At 44.4% G+C, this 18407-nt stretch carries 21 protein-coding genes; 13 read left to right on the top strand and 8 right to left on the bottom strand.

The features are described from left to right. Positions 1 to 6 precede the first annotated feature (6 nt). The 3 genes from D2910_RS09570 to D2910_RS09560 all read right to left on the bottom strand — a co-directional run bounded on the left by D2910_RS09570 (position 7) and on the right by D2910_RS09560 (position 1688). A complete protein-coding gene (locus D2910_RS09570) occupies positions 7 to 807 on the bottom strand; it encodes an SDR family NAD(P)-dependent oxidoreductase (protein ID WP_117313345.1) in 801 nt (266 codons plus the stop codon). A 185-nt stretch (positions 808 to 992) separates the two neighbouring features. Further along, a complete protein-coding gene (locus tag D2910_RS16895) occupies positions 993 to 1187 on the bottom strand; it encodes a hypothetical protein (RefSeq protein ID WP_165850165.1) in 195 nt (64 codons plus the stop codon). Positions 1188 to 1208: 21 nt separating this feature from the next. Then, positions 1209 to 1688: an NUDIX hydrolase gene (locus tag D2910_RS09560; protein WP_117313344.1), complete on the bottom strand. Its 480-nt coding sequence runs from the start codon at positions 1686 to 1688 to the stop codon at positions 1209 to 1211. Positions 1689 to 2114: 426 nt separating this feature from the next. On the opposite strand from D2910_RS09560, the gene D2910_RS09555 reads away from it, so the two are divergent. The 6 genes from D2910_RS09555 to D2910_RS09530 all read left to right on the top strand — a co-directional run bounded on the left by D2910_RS09555 (position 2115) and on the right by D2910_RS09530 (position 6647). Further along, on the top strand, positions 2115 to 2648 hold the full coding sequence (locus tag D2910_RS09555) for a hypothetical protein (RefSeq protein WP_240633591.1): 534 nt from the start codon (positions 2115 to 2117) through the stop codon (positions 2646 to 2648). Between the two features lie 72 nt (positions 2649 to 2720). Then, entirely contained in the window at positions 2721 to 2969 is a 249-nt protein-coding gene (locus D2910_RS09550) for a hypothetical protein (protein ID WP_117313342.1), read from the top strand. Between the two features lie 39 nt (positions 2970 to 3008). Then, positions 3009 to 3521: an NUDIX hydrolase gene (locus tag D2910_RS09545; RefSeq protein ID WP_165850164.1), complete on the top strand. Its 513-nt coding sequence runs from the start codon at positions 3009 to 3011 to the stop codon at positions 3519 to 3521. Between the two features lie 214 nt (positions 3522 to 3735). Continuing rightward, positions 3736 to 4260, top strand: coding sequence for a TlpA family protein disulfide reductase (locus D2910_RS09540; protein ID WP_117313340.1), 525 nt, complete (start codon positions 3736 to 3738; stop codon positions 4258 to 4260). 22 nt (positions 4261 to 4282) lie between these two features. After that, entirely contained in the window at positions 4283 to 5422 is a 1140-nt protein-coding gene (msrB, locus tag D2910_RS09535) for a peptide-methionine (R)-S-oxide reductase MsrB (RefSeq protein ID WP_117313339.1), read from the top strand. A gap of 214 nt (positions 5423 to 5636) precedes the next feature. Next, a complete protein-coding gene (locus D2910_RS09530; RefSeq protein ID WP_338088689.1) occupies positions 5637 to 6647 on the top strand; it encodes an STAS domain-containing protein in 1011 nt (336 codons plus the stop codon). A 159-nt stretch (positions 6648 to 6806) separates the two neighbouring features. Here the strand turns inward: D2910_RS09530 and D2910_RS09525 are convergent, their stop codons facing one another. Together D2910_RS09525 and D2910_RS09520 are read right to left on the bottom strand one after the other, a co-directional pair. After that, positions 6807 to 7265 (bottom strand): hypothetical protein, encoded by a 459-nt coding sequence (locus D2910_RS09525; protein ID WP_117313338.1) that lies wholly within the window; start codon positions 7263 to 7265, stop codon positions 6807 to 6809. A 19-nt stretch (positions 7266 to 7284) separates the two neighbouring features. Beyond that, positions 7285 to 7842: a methyltransferase family protein gene (locus D2910_RS09520; protein ID WP_117313337.1), complete on the bottom strand. Its 558-nt coding sequence runs from the start codon at positions 7840 to 7842 to the stop codon at positions 7285 to 7287. Positions 7843 to 8045: 203 nt separating this feature from the next. Between D2910_RS09520 and D2910_RS09515 the strand changes: the two genes are divergently transcribed. Continuing rightward, entirely contained in the window at positions 8046 to 9866 is a 1821-nt protein-coding gene (locus tag D2910_RS09515; protein ID WP_117313336.1) for an LTA synthase family protein, read from the top strand. Between the two features lie 61 nt (positions 9867 to 9927). On the opposite strand, the gene D2910_RS09510 is transcribed toward D2910_RS09515, so the two are convergent. Continuing rightward, positions 9928 to 10827: a 3-hydroxyacyl-CoA dehydrogenase gene (locus tag D2910_RS09510; protein ID WP_117313335.1), complete on the bottom strand. Its 900-nt coding sequence runs from the start codon at positions 10825 to 10827 to the stop codon at positions 9928 to 9930. 412 nt (positions 10828 to 11239) lie between these two features. Here D2910_RS09510 and D2910_RS09505 point away from each other — a divergent pair, with 412 nt between their 5' ends. The 3 genes from D2910_RS09505 to D2910_RS09495 all read left to right on the top strand — a co-directional run bounded on the left by D2910_RS09505 (position 11240) and on the right by D2910_RS09495 (position 14675). Next, entirely contained in the window at positions 11240 to 11863 is a 624-nt protein-coding gene (locus tag D2910_RS09505) for a hypothetical protein (RefSeq protein ID WP_117313334.1), read from the top strand. Between the two features lie 169 nt (positions 11864 to 12032). Further along, positions 12033 to 12932, top strand: coding sequence for an oxidoreductase (locus D2910_RS09500; protein ID WP_240633590.1), 900 nt, complete (start codon positions 12033 to 12035; stop codon positions 12930 to 12932). Positions 12933 to 13196: 264 nt separating this feature from the next. Beyond that, complete coding sequence (locus D2910_RS09495) at positions 13197 to 14675, top strand: protein adenylyltransferase SelO (protein WP_117313332.1); 1479 nt, start codon at positions 13197 to 13199, stop codon at positions 14673 to 14675. Positions 14676 to 14727: 52 nt separating this feature from the next. Here the strand turns inward: D2910_RS09495 and D2910_RS09490 are convergent, their stop codons facing one another. After that, entirely contained in the window at positions 14728 to 15150 is a 423-nt protein-coding gene (locus D2910_RS09490) for a hypothetical protein (protein WP_117313331.1), read from the bottom strand. A 211-nt stretch (positions 15151 to 15361) separates the two neighbouring features. Between D2910_RS09490 and D2910_RS09485 the strand changes: the two genes are divergently transcribed. From D2910_RS09485 to D2910_RS09475, 3 genes are all read left to right on the top strand, one after another. Next, positions 15362 to 16249 carry a fructose bisphosphate aldolase gene (locus D2910_RS09485; RefSeq protein WP_084242699.1) on the top strand — a complete coding sequence of 296 codons (888 nt, stop codon included), beginning with the start codon at positions 15362 to 15364 and terminating at the stop codon, positions 16247 to 16249. Positions 16250 to 16400: 151 nt separating this feature from the next. Beyond that, the gene (locus tag D2910_RS09480; protein ID WP_117313330.1) at positions 16401 to 16865 is read left to right on the top strand and encodes a BsuPI-related putative proteinase inhibitor; all 465 of its coding nucleotides are present in this window, start codon (positions 16401 to 16403) and stop codon (positions 16863 to 16865) included. Positions 16866 to 17028: 163 nt separating this feature from the next. Further along, a complete protein-coding gene (locus D2910_RS09475; protein ID WP_117313329.1) occupies positions 17029 to 17934 on the top strand; it encodes a DMT family transporter in 906 nt (301 codons plus the stop codon). A 55-nt stretch (positions 17935 to 17989) separates the two neighbouring features. Here D2910_RS09475 and D2910_RS09470 read toward each other — a convergent pair whose 3' ends face one another. Beyond that, positions 17990 to 18406, bottom strand: coding sequence for an RDD family protein (locus tag D2910_RS09470; RefSeq protein WP_084242702.1), 417 nt, complete (start codon positions 18404 to 18406; stop codon positions 17990 to 17992). Position 18407: the final 1 nt, after the last annotated feature.

Raw genomic sequence — 18407 nt, 5'->3', positions numbered from 1 at the left:
TGATCTTCACCTCATTACACTGCCGCCGGAAATCTTCACTGACTCGCCCACAATATTCGCCGCCGCATCAGTCAGCAGAAATGCTATCGTATTCGCCACTTCCTCGGGTGTGGAAATGCGACCTGACGGAATGCTGTTTGCCGCTTCTTCCATTCCCTCTTCAAAAGTGATGCCCTTCCGCTCTGCTTTTCGGCGTATGCTGTTCCGCGCCATTTCCGTATCGACATATCCCGGACACACTGCATTCACCCGGATTCCGTGTTCAATCGCTTCAAGCGCCATTGACTGTGTCCAGCCGACCACCGCAAATTTACTTGCCGCATAAGCCGTATTGCCATGGGTCCCCCTCAAACCTGAGAGACTCGCAAGATTGACAATGTCCCCTTCTTTCCGTTCCATCATTTTTTTATAAATCTCCTGTGTTAACAGTAATGTGCATTTGTAATTGACATTCATCAGTTTCTCAATAAATTCTTCATCAAGCTCTTCAACCGTCCTGCCGCCGGCGACGCCGGCAGAATTGACAAGTCCACATATAAAGCCATGTGCTTTTTCCGCATCGGCGATAAGTTTTGACCTGTCTTTTTTTTCTGTGAGATCTGCAGGCAGAACGGCAACATTTTCTTTAGCTGTTATTCTTTCCAGTTCACCGGCAAGCCCTTTCAATTTTTCTTCATTTCTTCCGGTAATCGTCACTTTTGCTCCCATACCGGCAACCACTTTGGCCGTTTCATACCCAATTCCACCTGTGGCGCCTGTAATCAAAATATGTTTATGCGATAAAGCATCTTTCGCGAATAATGACATGCCCAATTCTCCTCCCAAACGTTTTATGCCTATTTTCCCTTCTGAACACAAGGCAAACCTGGAGTTCGGGAAGTTTGGTTGGGCAGTTTAAAATTCGGGACGACTGAATCGATTTATTGATAAAAAACGGTTGTCTAAACATAAGAAAGCCGGCTCTTAAATAGAACCGGCCATAAATCATATGCTTAACTTCTTACTCTTTTTTTCTTCCTGTCCGCCTCTATGCGATAAACAAGATACCCTACTCCTAAAACACCTATGACACCGAAAATAAGTGAAGCAGCATCATAACGGCCGCTGAAAAAACTTACAGCAAGGCTTCCAAATACCAGTATCAACAATAACCAATGGCTGTATTTACTCAAAAATTGCAACATCACAGATCACTGCCTCTCCTATAATCATCTTACCGCCCACAGCCGTTTGGCATGGAACTTCTCCAAATACTCATCTATGATACGGCGATGGCTCTTTACGATGCGCTCAGGCAATTCATCAGGATAAAAAAATTCAAAACTGATGGATTCCAGTTCATCCACGGTCAATACGCCGTGATGTGTTTCAGCAAAATAAGCTGTAGTGACCACGAAATATTCATCCCCGTTTTCAGCTCTTACAAAATGATTCGGTCCTGAATAGACATTTATGAGTTTCAAATCATTTACCACCAGTCCCGTTTCTTCAAACACTTCTCTCTTTGCGACATCCTCTGTCGATTCGCCGAGTTCCATCAACCCACCGGCCAATCCCCATGCGCCTTTCGGAAATCTTCTTTCCTCCAGCAGCAGCCGGCCAAGCTCATCTGTGATCACTGCCACCGCGCCGACTAATATGAGCGGTCTATGGCCGACCACTTCCCTCAACTCTTCGATGTACCCCATCTTCCTATCCCCAATACTATATACTTGCAAGCATTTGCGTACCTCCATAGTATATCCAATAAATTCCGAAAACACTCTAGCTTTTTTCCATATAAAGGAACATACTGCGTAAATATTTTTCTCTTTCTTCAAAACTCAATAAATAATGTAATTAAGAGGTATACATTTCAATATTGGGTATATAAAAGCATCAGAGAAATTTCCCTGAAGGAGAGGAACCCAATGGTCTGGCTCAGTCTTTTTATCATAATCTGCTTTGTTCTCATCCATATATTTACGAACTATATAAAATTTCTTAGTCAAAAACCAAAAAAACGATTAATGTCCCTGGTCTCCGGAGGATCCATAGCCTATGTCTTTCTACATCTCGTACCTGAGTTGACCCATTATCAGGAAGTAGCTGAGGAAGCCTCCCTTCCAAAGTGGATGGAGAATATCGATTATGTTACCTACATTGCCACTTTAGCAGGGCTGTCCCTTTTTTACGCTATCAACCAATTAAGTGAAAAATCCCAGGAGTATAACAAACGGCAAAAAAACATGACACGGCCAAGCAAAGATATATTTATCCTTGAAATCTCGGCATTCGCCATGTACAACATGCTGATCGGCTATCTTCTAGTGGAACTCAGCGGAGAACATGCTCTGGATTATATAATTTATTTCATCGTGTTCTCATTTCACTTTATCGCAAATAACCGTATCCTCCACCTCACTCACGAAGATTTATACACAAAAACTGGCCGCTATATTTTAGCGGCATCCGTCTTCATCGGTTGGCTCATTTACCAATTGACCCCGACCAGCGATCTGGCCATAGCATTTTTCTCAGCTTTTCTGACAGGCGGAGTTGTACTGAATATTTTGAATGATGAATTGCCTAATGAGAAAAACAATAGCTTCCCCTCATTTATTTTAGGACTTATTTTCATAACAGTTTTGCTTCAATTGATTCTTTGATCCGAATAATCGTTCCGCCGGAACTAAACTCCTGATTCTTCGTTCTATTAAACAAAGAACGGAGGTTTTAAATTGGTTTATACAATCTATCGTGCTTTTCACCTCTTATGGACTGGGTTCCTCGCATTCCTGACAGCTATTCCGATTCTGGAAAGAGGCGGTCTGGAACGCGCGGTATTGGGTGAAACTTTTTTCCTGATGATTTGGCTATTAGGAGCCGCATTATTGTTCAGCAAGCGATTTAATGTTTATGGCATGATTTTCACCCTGGCACCTCTTGTATTCACTGCACCTGTTTTCATATTTATCCTTTCCATTTAGCTTCCATTTTTATATACTCATTTAATGGGAGTGAAGAAGATGGAATTATGGGATCTGGTAGATGGTGACAGGAACAAGCTTGGCAAGGTTCATCGACGCGGCATTGATCTGAATCCGGGCGAATATCATATTGTTGTGGAAATAATTACAGTCAACGTGGATGGACGGATATTACTGACGCAGCGCGATGCGGTAAAAACTTATCCATTACTTTGGGAAATCACAGGTGGATCCATTACTGCCGGCGAAACGAGTATCGAAGGCGCTGCCCGTGAACTCGAAGAAGAAACTGGCCTCGTGGCAGCTCCTGAACAATTGACTAAAATCGGTGAGTTGAAATATGGACATTATTTTCGTGACAGTTACATCTGGAAGACCGCTGACAATCTCAACCCCGCTGCCATGAAGCTGCAGGCTGGTGAAGTCTGCGGCGCACAGCTTGTCACTTTTGATGAATTAGAGTTGTTGCATGAAAAGGGGCAGACCGTGCCGAGTGTCCTCGAACGATGTCAGCTCTATTTTGAAGAATTGCAAAAATTAATGATTCGATGAGAAGTCGCTTCCATTATGGGAGCGACTTTTTTTAAATTGAACCTTCCCTGTCGAACATTACACTTCTTTATGCTCATTTGGAATCCAACTAAGACTGTTCAATATCATTCTCTATCTTTTCGCTATATGATGTGGGTATAAGGAGAAATTGCTGAAAATTTTTTACAATCCAATTAAAGCGGTTACATCAATTCACTTAGAAGGATGATTCCCCATGAAAAAATTACTGGCAACGCCTGTATTTATAATTATTATAATGATGCTCGCTGCCTGCTCAGATGGACAAACCTCTTCCAGCGCAGAGCAGCTGAATGAAGGCAAGCCTGCCCCCGATTTCAAGTTGGTCGACCTGAAGGGTGAAACCCACGAGCTATCGGAATATGCGGGTCAGAAAGTATACATCAAATTCTGGGCTTCATGGTGTTCAATCTGTCTTTCGGGCATGAATGAACTGAACGAACTTGCCGGTGAAGAACCGGATTTCGAAGTATTGACAATTGTTTCACCTGACTCGAATGCCGAAAAAAGCAGCGATTCTTTTGCCAAATGGTATAAAGGGCTGGACAACACGTCAAATATCCAGGTACTGCTCGATGAAGAAGGTCCTGTTTTCGATGATTACGGCGTCATCGGCTACCCCACTTCTGTCTACATCGGTTCTGACGGCGTCATGTTCAAAAGCCAGACCGGACATGTAAGCAACGAACAGATTTATGAAACGTTTGAAAGCATTCAATAACCATGAAAGGCGGTCGACAATAATGAAGTTCAAATTCCCTTTGCTTCTCTTGTTTATGTTATTATTCTTAGCTGCCTGTTCCCTTCCCGGCACGTCCGGTTCATCCACGGTTTCAGATGCTGAAGGCACTACGGAAGCAAGTTCAGCTGAAAGCACCTCCCGGTTCCCGGAGAATCCGAATAAGGATCTGGATTTCGATACGGATAAACTGGAAGATATCTGGTTTGCCGGCGGTTGTTTTTGGGGTGTCGAAGCCTATATGGCCCGTGTTTACGGAGTCTACGATGTAACTTCCGGCTACGCCAACGGAACAACAGAAAATCCTACTTATAAGGAAGTACTATACGAAAACACTGGTCACGCTGAAACGGTACACGTCCAATATGACCCTGAACGCATCGACCTCGAAAGTCTTGTATCACAGTTTTTCATGATCATTGATCCAACTCTATTGAATCAGCAGGGCAATGACAAAGGTACACAGTACCGCACTGGCGTCTATTATGAAAATGCCGAAGACCTTGCCATTATCGATGGAGTCGTGGCAGCAGAAGCCGAACGTTATGATAAACCGATAGTGACTGAAATCGAACCTTTGGAACATTATTATCTTGCTGAAGAATATCATCAGGATTATCTTGAAAAAAATCCCGACGGCTATTGCCACATCGAATTCGATTCGCTCGAAGACCAGGAAATTCCTTCATTGATCGATCCGGCTGCGTATCCGAAACCGAGTGACGATGAATTGAAAGAAATGCTGACAGAAGTCCAATATAATGTGACACAGGAAGATGCAACCGAAACCGCTTTTTCAAATGAATACTGGGATAATTACGAACCGGGCATTTATGTGGATATCACAACGGGTGAACCGTTGTTTTCATCAGCTGACCAATATGATTCCGGAACCGGCTGGCCAAGTTTCACAAAACCTATCGACCCTGCCGTCGTTACAGAACACGATGATTACAGCGGATTTTTTAAACGCACCGAAATCCGCAGCCGCTCTGGCGACAGCCATCTCGGACACGTTTTTGATGATGGGCCCGAAGACAGGGGCGGCCTGCGATATTGCATGAACAGTGCAGCGCTCCGCTTCATCCCGGCTGAAGAGATGGAAAAAGAAGGCTATGGTTATCTTAGTGATTATGTCGATTAAGGGATAGAACCAGATAAAAACGGTGGAAAACGGCACATTCAAAAGCGAATGTGCCGTTTTTTTTCTTGAGTTTATTTCGCTAATTATTTATTTCATGTGCATACTTCTCCTCCATTTAGGGAATAAGATACAGAGTTTATATATCCATTTATATATTAACTGCTGTTCATGCAGTATAAATATGAAACATCAGCAAATCGGAGGATCGATTATCATGAAAAAGCAGATTACGCTAGGCGATATAGAGTTAAAATGGGATTTGGAAACAGGTGAAGTATTATTTGAAAACGGAGATGTGGTGCTGTTCTGGATTTCGGCAATGGAAACATTTTTCGATTCCATCCGTGAAATTTCAGGCACCGAAGCAACAAAATTGGTATTGGAAACAACCGGCTTCCGCCAAGGGGTCATCGTCGGCGAAGGATTCCTGGACAGAAAAAACATCAACACTTCGAATGTTGTGGAATGGCTGTCCAATACATATGCGCCAGCTGGCTGGGGCAAAGTGAAAATTGTGGAGATGGATGAAGACGCGAAACATTTTACACTTCATATCCAAGATGACTGGGAATTTAAGATGAATCAGCGCAAACAAAAAGGCCTGGAAGGCATTTTTGTCCCTTCCCATTACGCGGGAGTATTGACCGGCCTGTTCGGCACGAATTTCTGGTATTCCACCATCCAATATCAAAACGATGACAACCCTTACAGCATCGTCAAATATTATCCTTCCGATGTAACCGTTCAATCCAATATCCACGAGATGTCCCGGAAACAGGAAGCGATGAAAATCAAAGAACTTGAGCGGATGGTCGATGATAAAACGAAAATGCTCCAAAACCTTGTCAAAGAACTTTCATCTCCCATCATACCGGTATTGGAAAAAATCGTTGTCGTACCGATGATTGGAAGCTATGACCAAGACCGTTCAGAAGACCTGATATTCAATACATTAAGTGAATTGCCGAAACATCAGGCCCAATACCTTCTGCTCGACCTTACCGGACTGCATAAACATATCTCCGAACATACCGCAATGCTGATCGATAAACTTGGCGCCGCTGCGCGTCTCCTTGGCATTGAAACCATTCTGGTTGGCGTGTCGCCTGAGCTGGCAATGGTCATTGTCCAGTCAAACAGCAATTTGAGAAAATTTGAATGTCTCCAAAGCCTGCAGCATGGCGTTTATTATGCGCTGGGCAAAAGCGGCAGACGAATCGTCTAAACAAGTTAAGATATCATATGAGCTAACATAAAGCGCCGCCCCAGAAAAAACTGAGGCGGCGTTTAATGTTAGTTCAACCATTTGTAAAATTCTTAGTTTATGTAGTGATGAGCTTGAGAAAATGGCGATGCAGACGGTTTATCGCAAGCTCCAGCATTTCTAATCCCAGAAATTAAAGATGATCTGTCCGATTGTTTCCGGCTTCCAATATTTAATCTGCTCTTTATCCCCATTGTTCAATTCTTCACCTGGCAGCTCATTTAAATTTTCTGGAACAGCAGCCTCCAGGATATCGGCAGTCAGGACGGTATAATCCTCCGGTATTGCCTGCGCCCCTTCGGAAAAATTGATGAATTCAATTTTTAATGCTTCAACAGTTTTCGCAAACGCAAGAACCGGATAATGCTTGTTCATGACCAGACAGATATTGGTTCCGGGCAATTCGAAAAAGGCTTTATGGAAATTTGCAGGATACAGCGTGTCTGTAAACTCCAGAACCTGACCATTCAGCTTTTCCGCAAAATCATCACATAATTTCTTATATTCACTGACATCCACTTCCGGTGGCTTCGGTTCATCCGAATTATAAAAACCGCTTATCCCGTAAGGAAGTTCCACTCGAATCACTCGCTTTCCATTAATAGATGAATGGAATAAGCCTTGCTCGCCGCTTCATCCATTCCCGGTATTCTTCGCCAAATTCCTTGACCAATAATTCTTCTTCCCCGTCCATTCTCCTTACCAGCGCCCAGCCAACCAATGCGCCGCCAATAATTGCTGTAAATATGCTTTGGAAAAAAAGTGCCATGCCGACAGCAATCAATAATATTCCGGTATAAAGAGGATGCCGCAGTTTGCGGTAAGGTCCGGTGCTGACAATGCCGTCGCCTTCCTGCACCGTGACATGCCTGGTGAACTGGGCCTTCAAATGAATGATTCCCCAATACCGCAGAAATACACCTGCGCCGAAAAATATAATTCCTATCGCTTTAAGCCAGGTGGCTGTCATTTCAAAGCGCCGCATTTCACCGACAAGCGCTGCCGCTAAAATCGTCGCGGAAAGTGCCGCGAGGATCAAAAGAAAGGAACGCCTTTCAACAGGACTTTCTTCTCCAGTCCCGCGATTGCGAAAAAGGATGAACTCTAAAATCCAAATCACTGCAATAGCTGTAAAAACCCAATCCAAAGCTGTCATTTCAAACCTCTGCCTTTCCTGTATACATATTTAATTTTACAGATAATTCGGACACAAAACAATTTTCAAGCCCTACGTGAATCCTCTTCGGCTCCTTTGATGCCATACCCTTATCCCCCGCTATTTATGTTTCCAGCAACTCAAAAAGAGGTACTGAGAAATATATAGTATTTTTACTGGTACTTATGGAGGTGCATCCCAGAATGATTTTTCTCGACTACGCCATTTACCTGGCTATTTCCATGTTCAAATTATTTCTTTTCAGCGTCTATACGGAAACCGAATTTTCCGTCGGTTTTTTCATACTGAACATTGCAACCGTTCTCGTCCTCTCAAGCTGGACATTATTGCTCAAGGCAAAAACCCGTCGTTGGGTCTTGCTCTCATTGCTGTTTCTTCACAGCACGCTGGTTGTCTCGGATATTTGGTATTATCGTTATTTCGAAGACCTTCTCAGTGTGATGCTCATTGCTGACGTCCCTCAGATGAGCAGTGTCGGAGGCGGTTTTTTGACGCTTGTCACCTGGAAAGACCTGATTTTTTTCGCGGATCTCCCTCTCTTCTCTGCCGCATTCCTTTACTTTCGCAATAAAACCGGAACTCTTCCGAAGAACAAAAGGCTGCAATTTGCCGGCGCTGGATTTGCAGCTGGCCTGATAGTTTTCATCGCACCTCTTGCCTGGAGTTATGTGCAAAAAGAAGGCTGGCTCGTAGACAATCCAATTTCAAATATGCGTGAATACTATCAATTGGGGTTCTGGGGCTATCATGGAGCCGACCTGATTAACGGGGCAGCCAGTCTTGCCGGAAGCAGCTCTTTGTCTTCCGACCAATTGGATCTGTTGCCTGACGCAATTCGGGAAATTGAAGCAGCACCGATTCCAGAGGATTTGCCTAATATCATTGTGGTTCAATTGGAATCCTTCCAGTCTTCGGTCATTGGCCAGAAAATCAACGGAAAAGAATTGACTCCCAATCTCAATCAATTAAAAGAGGAAACCATTTACTTCCCAAATTTTTATCATCAAACGCACGAAGGACGAACTTCAGATGCTGAATTCCTTACACTGTCTTCGCTGCATCCCGTCAAATCAGGATCCGTTTACACACAATATGCCGGCAATGACTTTAACGGCCTGCCCGCTCATCTGCAGCGCTACGGTTATGAAACAGCCGCCATGCATGCATTTGAAAGGACTTTTTGGAACAGGGATAAATTCTATGAAAACATCGGATTCGATAGATTCTATAGCAGGAAGGATTTTTCGGAAGAAGGAAAAATCGGCATGGCATTGAATGACAAAGATTTTTTATCCGAATCCATTGCTTTTGCTTCAGAACAGGATTCTCCCTTCTTCGCTTTCATGGTGGCATTGACAAGCCATACCCCTTATGAATTCCCTCAAGAGCTGGAGAAATTGGATCTTAATGATTACGATGACGACTTGGTTAAAGGGTATTACCATACAGTCCATTACGTCGATGAAGCGGTCGGGGAAATGATCAGCGAACTTAAACAGAAAGGATTATGGGATGACTCACTCGTTATTTTCTACGGCGACCATGACAGCGGTTTGACCCAGAAAGGGACAGAAATGGCAGAAGACGCTAACGCCGAAAACGTTGTAGACTTATTTGAGTTGGATCAGGGGGTGCCGCTCTTTATAAAAGCGCCAGGATCTTCAGGCGGTGAAATCAACGAAAGTGTAGGTGGCCAGATTGATATCGCTCCGACCATCCTTGACATGATCGGCATCGACCCACCATATTTACTGGGCAGCTCACTGATGGATGAGGAAGAAAATGTCACCGCTTTCCGTGATGGTTCTTTCCGTTACAATGAATTCTATTATAAACCGGACCTCACAGCCCCTATCGGAAGCGGAACCTGTTATTCGGTGCAGACTGAAGAACAAGTCGCTTTCGGGAACTGCGAAGATGAAGTTGAAGAAGCTGCGGAACAATTACGAACTTCCGATTTAATCATCCAAGAAAATGCACTTGAAAAGATAAAAGAGAAATAAGTTTCAGGAAATCCAAAAGGCGATGAAGAGAATTCTCTTCATCGCCTTTTTATTTACATTATTAATTTTTCAGGAAATCCGGGTCTGCAAATGCCGGGTTCGGGTATTTGTAGAAGCCTTCACCGGATTCACGGCCGATTTTCCCTTTATCCAGATATTCAGTCTGCAATAGTTCAGTAAGTTTAACAAACTCTTCCTTACCAGTTGCAGCAGCTTTTGCCTGAACGATATTATGCGCGGTCCGGATACCTACAACATCGAGGATCGCGAATGGCCCAAGCGGTGCTCCTGTTGCGATCATCCACGTTTTATCAACGGTCTGGACATCAGCCACCTCTTTGACGAGCAATAATTCCGCGGCTTCCAGGAACGGTACAAGCAAGGAATTCAGGATATAGCCAGGCTGTTCTTTATAGAGCGGCAATGCAACCATACCGATGGCTTTTGCAAAGTCGATGACTTCATCGAAGAATTTCATATCGGTTCCCGGATGCTTCATGACTTCCGCAGTATTATTGATCCAAATTGTATTGGCGAAGTGCAATGCCAGGAATCTTTCCGGACGCCCTGTCGCTTCCGCAAATTGGCTTGGCAATAACGTCGAAGAATTCGTCACGAACACGGTTTTCTCCGGTGCCACTTCACTTAACTTCTGATAAAATTCGGTTTTTATTTTTACGACTTCAGGAATCGCTTCTATCATTAGGTCCGCTTGCGCGACAGCTTCCGACAAATCGGTATGGAAAGTCAGGCGGTCGTATGCCGAATCCACATCCGCATCGGTTGCTTTCAAATCGTTCTTGTAATTTTCCTTCAGCTTCATCATTCGCTCTTTCGATTTTCCGATGGCTTCCTCGTTAATATCATAGACAGCCACTTCGAAACCTTTAAATGCAGTTTGGAAAGCGATTTGGCTTCCCAGGACGCCGCTTCCGGCGACGGTTATATTCTTATAATCCATAATATGCATGTCTCCTTTTTATACAGTATATTCCTTCTTTTCCCTAATGGTAATCTGTAAAACATCGGCAGGCTGGCTTATTGTGGATAAACAATCCTAAGAGCTGCCGTCTGCTATTTCATATGGTTTAACAATCAAGCCAAAATTATATTCCTCACCCTAATATTCCAAGAAAAACGGGTAATTTTTGATAGAAACTTGTCCAAAAATCACTTGAAATTATATAGTATTTAATTGACCTTTATAATATAATAATTGCAAATCCATGGATCACTACTTGTATGCGGCCGCTGACAAGTAGAGTATTGCCTAACTGAATAGTAACAGTATCCGGACTCGGCTAAACCTCATCTGTCTAACAGACATGCCTTGTGAAGAGTAAAAAATCCCAACTTCAAAGGAGACAGACATCATGAAAAAAGTATCCATGATTTTATTGACTCTTCTGCTGGCTTTCGGATTCACTTCTACGGCAATGGCAAGTAATGGACATGGAGCAGATATTGACCCGGATCCTAATAGAAGCGTCACTTTCTACAAAGGTATTACGACCATCATCACTACCGAAGTTGATGTCACCTATGATGAAAAAGTGAAGGTGAAAAAGTACACGGATTACTTCACTGAGAAAAAATCATCAACAGTTTCAGAGAAAAAAGTCGTTGTTTCCTATAAAAAGCAATATCATTCTTCAAAAGACCTGTACAGAAAAGTTAAAATAGCGAAGACTTATCGAGTCGATACCATCACTTCATGGGATGAAGTGACACGTGTCGATAAGATTGTAACGTTCAAAACACCGATTAAAATTACAACCACTACGGTCACTACCATAAAACACAGAGGCGCACCTGGCAGCAACGGTAAATTCATCAGTAAAGATGTGCAAAAATCAGTAGACAAAGAGTATGGTGAAACTGTCAAACACGTTGATAAGAAAAAAGAAGTCTACAAAAAGAATGTAGAAACAACCGTCAAGAAAACTCTTCTCTATGTGAAAAAAACTTACGGCAAATGGATGAAAATTAAACATTAAGGATGATTCCAGCTCCCGCTCAATGCGGGGGCTTTTTTCAGCAAAAATTTTCACCACGGGTCAATGAGCTTACTGATTGCAGTCTGCACACCCCTTCCCGTAGACTTGATTTGAATACATATTAAATATATCCAAAATCACTCAATGCCCTGTGAAAGGAGCAATTCAATTGTCTCAAAATTTTTCTGGAAAAACCGCTGTCATTACAGGGGCGAATAGCGGCATCGGCCTGGAAGCGGCAAAAGTGCTTGCTGGAATGGGCATACATATTATCATGGCCGTGCGCAATGAAGCCAAGGGAGTTGTGGCCCGCAAGGAAATTCTGGCTTTGCATCCAGCGGCCACTGTTGAAATAAGAATGCTGGATGTAGCTGATCTGGCAAGTGTGCGTACATTTGCTGATGAAATTCTTCGAGATTTCGCTGCCCTCGACTTGCTGATCAATAATGCAGGTGTCATGATGCCGCCTTATTCCAAGACGAAAGATGGATTCGAAATGCAGTTCGGCAGCAATCACCTCGGCCATTTCGCTTTGACCGCGCTGCTATTCCCTTTGATTGACAGAACTCCCGATTCACGCATTGTTACGACCGGAAGTCTGGCACATAACCGGGGATCCATCGATTTTGAGAACTTGGACGGCTCGAAAGGCTATAAAGCCAAAAAATTCTATAACCAAAGCAAACTGGCCAATATGCTGTTTGCTTTGGAGCTCGACCGGCTTCTGAAAAAACATGGGTCCGGCACGATCAGCGTCATCTGCCATCCAGGCGTTTCCGCCACCAATATATTCAAATTAGGCAAAAAAGACGCGCCTCTTTTCCTGAGGAATCTTGCCAATAAATATTATCTGCAGCCACCGGCAATGGGCGCGCTTGCAACAGTCCATGCAGCAACAGCTCCCGATTTAACAGGCGGTGAATATATCGGACCCGATGGACCTGGCCGTCGCAAAGGCTATCCGTCACTCGAGACGCCACATCCATCAGCCCTCGACGAAGAAGTTGCGAAACAATTATGGAAAGTTTCGGAGGAATTGACTGGCGTGAAGTTTGATTTCGGAGAATGATTTGATTGGGGTGCGGCTTGATTTGATTGGGGTGCGGGTTGAACCGTTTGGGGTGCGGGTCGATAAAATACGCGCTTTAACTTCCAACATTTTCTACTCAATGCAATTGGAGTTGCGTAAATCGCCCCTTTAGTTGCAATCATGCTTTTCAGCTGCAATCGTAACCAATAAAAGATTGTCACCCCACCGGATCGGGTAAATAATCACCAGCAAGGTTTTATTGCTTAGAGCCATTAGAAACTACTTATCAGAAAAGGTGATTTTATGAAAAAGACTGCAAATCTCACAGCTACCGGCTGGAATTTGGATAATAGCTACGCGCGACTGCCAGAGAAACTTTTCACAAAAACAGCTCCTGAACCTGCCCACGAGTCGGAATTGATTCTTTTCAACAGTGACTTGGCGGAATCTCTCGGCCTCGATGCTCAAGCGCTGAACTCTGAAGATGGCGCAAAAATACTGTCAGGCACAAAAGTTCCTGACGGCGCAGAGCCGATTGCGCAGGCATATGCCGGCCATCAATTCGGCAACTTCACTATGCTTGGCGACGGCCGCGCTGTCTTGCTCGGTGAACAGATTACGCCGGATGGTAAACGTTTCGACATTCAATTGAAAGGTTCAGGAAAAACCGCATATTCAAGAGGCGGTGACGGCCGTGCGGCACTGGGCCCGATGCTACGGGAATATATCATCAGTGAAGCAATGCATGGACTCGGCATTCCAACAAGCCGCAGCCTGTCAGTCGCAACTACCGGCATTCCGGTAGTACGCGAGTCTTTTCTTCCAGGTGCTGTGCTGACACGTGTGGCGTCCAGCCATCTGCGCTTCGGGACATTCCAGTTCACGGCGCAATGGGGAACGTTTGAAGAACTCAAAGCTCTGGCGGATTACGCAATCGACCGCCATTACCCATCTGCGCAGGACAGCGAAAATCCTTATCTTGAATTATTGAAAAACGTAATTGCGAATCACGCACAGCTCGTTGCAAAATGGCAGCTCACCGGGTTTATTCACGGTGTCATGAACACGGACAATATGACGATCAGCGGTGAAACGATCGACTACGGTCCTTGCGCCTTCCTCGATACTTATGAACCGGGCCGTGTATTCAGTTCAATCGATCTCTACGGCCGCTATGCCTACAGCAATCAGCCGAAAATTACCGGCTGGAATCTGGCGCGTTTTGCCGAAACTTTGCTTCCGCTGATTGATGAAAATCAAGAGCGGGCAGTTGAAATGGCCCAGGATTTATTGGGTGATTTCGGCAATCAATTCCAGGAAAACTGGACAGCGGGAATGAAGGCGAAACTTGGTTTATTTGGCAATGAAGATGGTGATGACCAGCTGATTGATGATCTGCTGAAGCTGATGCACGACCATAAAGCGGATTATACGAATACATTCCGCGCATTGACATTCGATAAGCTTGAAGAAATGCCGCTTGCCGGCAAAGAAGGCTTTAACGCCTGGTATGCGGCTTGGAAATCCCGGCTTGATGAACAAGCCGAAAGCCCGGAAACCTCACACGAACTGATGCGCAGCAGTAATCCGGCCTTCATCCCCCGTAACCACCGCGTCGAAGAAGCGATTGAAGCGGCGGTCAGCAGACAGGATTACAGTCTGGCTGAAAAATTGGTGGCAGCAGTCAAAAACCCTTACGCCCATACGAGTGAACAGCTTGCATTTACTGATGCCCCTCCTCCAGAGGAAGAACGCACATTTAAAACTTATTGCGGAACATGATTAAGAAAAGCCATCGAAGAAAATCGATGGCTTTTTTCTATCATACTTTTCCTCAGTTTTCCTGAACTTCTCTGAATTGCATCTCTGGATCCCTGGCAAGTTCAAATCTATAATTCTCGCCTTGGCTGAGTTCCATCGGAGCGGTTTTGCCTGCAGACTCTTCCACTCCATCAATCATGGCGATTGCTTCGATAATGACAGGTTCGTCGAAATTGATGTCCTGTGTAAGGATTTCAAAGTCTAAAGTCTCTCCCATAACAATCAGCGATTCGTCCGCGTTCATCGCTGTCGGTGATGCCTGCACCATATCGTTCTGATAAAGCTTCAGTTCAATCGATGTGATTTGACGGGCTGAACTGTTCGTAACTTGTATAATCGCGGCTTCTTCGGTCTCAGCCGTTTCCGTTTCTTCAGAACACGCCATCAATACTGATCCTGTGATCAATATAAATATCATTAAATATAATTTCTTCATGCCAGCCTCCCGTAAACTTTATTGTAAAACTGATTGCTTTTGCGATTCTTCTCATCCCTTTATACATTACCCTTATTTCAAGACAGCCATACCTATGGCTCCCCCTTCCTGCAAATCCTTTCATTTTTGATGAATGTCCTGTTTATTGATACAATATTCTGTGTAGGGTTTTATTACAGTTTCTCTCAAATCAATCAAAGGAGTTGGGACAATGAATCAAGAACAATTTGAACTCGTGAAAAATGGAAAAGGGTTTATTGCAGCGCTGGATCAAAGTGGCGGCAGTACGCCAAAAGCCTTGGCACAATATGGTGTCTCGGAAGATTCTTATTCAAACGAAGATGAAATGTATGATCTGATCCATGAAATGCGCACTCGCGTCATGACAGCACCCGCCTTCAATTCCGAGTCGATCATCGGCGCCATCCTGTTTGAACAGACGATGGACCGGAAAGTGGAAGGAAAATATACTCCGGATTATCTTTGGGAAGAAAAAGGTGTCGTGCCTTTCCTGAAAGTCGACAAAGGATTGGCGGATGAAGAGAACGGCGTCCAGCTGATGAAGCCTAATCCTGGTTTGGACGAACTATTGAAACGCGCAAACGAGCGTAATGTCTTCGGTACAAAAATGCGTTCCGTAGTCAATAAAGCGAATGCGGATGGCATCAAAAAAGTTGTTGAACAGCAATTTGAAGTCGCAGATCAAATTTTGTCTGCCGGCCTCGTTCCGATCATCGAACCTGAAGTCAATATCCATAGTGAAGACAAAGCGGAGTCTGAAGAGATTCTCAAAAAAGAGATTCTGAATCACTTGGATAACTTAAGCGAAGACAAAAACGTCATGCTCAAACTGTCGATCCCGACAGTTGATAATTTCTATAAGGAATTGATTGAACATCCGCGGGTTGTGCGGGTCGTTGCACTTTCCGGCGGCTACTCCCGTGATGAAGCCAACCTGAAGCTGACTGCCAACGAAGGCTTGATCGCAAGTTTCTCAAGAGGCTTATCTGAAGGCTTGAATGCCAGCCAGTCTGATGAGGAATTCAACAAGATGATCCAGGAATCGGTGAAAACAATTTATCTTGCGTCAATCACTTGATTTCCATAAAAGATGCTCCCAATCGGGGGCTCTTTTGCTTTATTGCGATTATATCTGCTTTCCCTGTAACTTTTCTGCCGGTCGACCGTTCAAATAGGAAAGCAGCTAAACATGAGTACTCAGTATTTTATCAGACCGGGGAGGATTTAAGATGAAAAAACCAAAAGTATTGGCCGCCTTCTTATTGCTGTCGTTGACATTCTTTTTGGCAGCTTGTGGCGCGTCTGGCACAGTTGAACCGGACATGGGCAACGGCTCGTCCGATGGAATCGTGGAAGATGAGGTGACAGCATTGCTTGAACAAATGGACAGCAATCTTTATCGCTACACAGTGAACAATCAGACTGATGAAACGATGACTTACGAATTCACAAGCGGTCAGCGTTATGACTACACAATATCCAACCAGGATGGCGATGAGCTTTACAGATTATCAGCTGTCAGCACATATATGCAGGCGCTTGGCGAAGAAACCATCGAGCCTGGTGAAAAGCTGGAATATGAATTCGAAGTCCCTTCGAATGATCTTGAACCTGGAACCTACCAGCTTAACGCATGGCTGACACCCCAGGAAGGTCCGAAATTCGAAGCTGAAACCGAGCTTACAGTCGAATAGAATTTCGGGCGGCCCTCTTTGGAGAGGCCGCTTTTTTAATGTGCTAAATCTTCCCCCTTACTGACTTTCACCTCCTAAAGGAATATAATAGAACCTGTCTGTTTATTGATGCAGGCGTAAAAGCTGTTCTATATATTGATGAATGGCTAATGGAGGCGAATTTATGAACGCAAAAGCATTTTCTTTAGCATTATTTTCAGTAGTTATATGGGGTTCCTCATTTGCGGCAATCCGCGTTGGTCTCCAAGGCGGCTATGATACTGGACAAAATGTCCTTGTCCGTTTCCTCATTGCTTCGTCGTTATTTCTCGTATATGCATTATGGCCGGGAGTGAAATTTCAACTGCCGCATAAAGGCGACTTACTTCGCCTACTGTTTCTGGGGTGGATCGGCATCAGTGTCTATCATATTTTCGTGACATTCGGCATGGAAACCATATCAGCTGGAACTGCCGGCATGCTGGTTGGATCCGGTCCGATCTTCACAGCGCTGATTGCTGCCGTCGTTCTGAAAGAACGCCTCACGCGAATCGGCTGGCTCGGTATGGCTGTGGGTTTCATCGGCATCAGTTTCATTGCATTCGGATCGAATGGCGGAGCTCTGACACTGACGAACGGAGCGCTGCTCGTAGTAATCGCCGCTTTCGCTTCCGCCGCTTTCTTTGTATTCCAGAAACCGTTATTGAAAAAGTATACAGCTATTGAGTTAACCGCCTATTTTACGTGGGCAGGCACTCTTCCGTTCTTCATCTTTTCACCTGGTCTGGTGACTACTTTACAGAACGCGACGCTGGAAGCGCATTTAGCTACTCTTTATGTCGGCATCTTCCCTGCTGCGATCGCCTATGTGACGTGGGCAACAGCGTTATCTCTTGCGAATGCAAGCTCGGTCTCCAGCGTGATTTATCTGGAACCGGCAGTAGCCATCATCGTTTCCTGGATGTGGCTGCATGAATTGCCGACCGGCGTTTCACTTATTGGCGGCATCATTGCAATTGCAGGGGTAATGCTTGTAAATGCCCTTGGCCGCAGAAAAAGAGTTTTATCGCCAGAGATCGCGGAAGCATAAAAATAAATCCATTAACAGCAAAAAGGAAGCAATTCGCCTGGCGAATTGCTTCCTTTTATAATTTCGGCTCCATTTTCTCTTTGAAATACTCTTTTACCACTGTATCTGCATACAAGTCATGAGGTAATTTAGTGCCTTCATAGAAATCATATTTTTCCCGGTCCCTTAAATAAGAGATAGTACTGATGGAATCACGGTGGACCAGTCTTTTTAGTATTTGTTCAGAGCTTAGCGCACTGCCATCTGTCGTATCAATGACGATTCCCGCCATTTTATGTCCGATTGTTTGTCCGCTCATCCGCATTTGGGCATATTCCAAGCCCCAGAAAATAAGCGATGGTGCAAGTGCGTCATAAGCCGCTTTGTTCTTCAATTTATTCCGGAACAACGGCTCCAGCGCAGCGGTGACACCCATTGTAATAACTGTGTCGATTGCCATCGCTTTGATGCGTTTCTTCATTAATCGTTTCATG

The sequence above is a fragment of the Planomicrobium okeanokoites genome, assembly GCF_003428875.1.
GTDB lineage: Bacteria > Bacillota > Bacilli > Bacillales_A > Planococcaceae > Planococcus > Planococcus okeanokoites.
The sequence above is the reverse complement of the archived record's forward strand: the minus strand, read 5'-3'. Positions and strand labels throughout refer to the sequence as shown.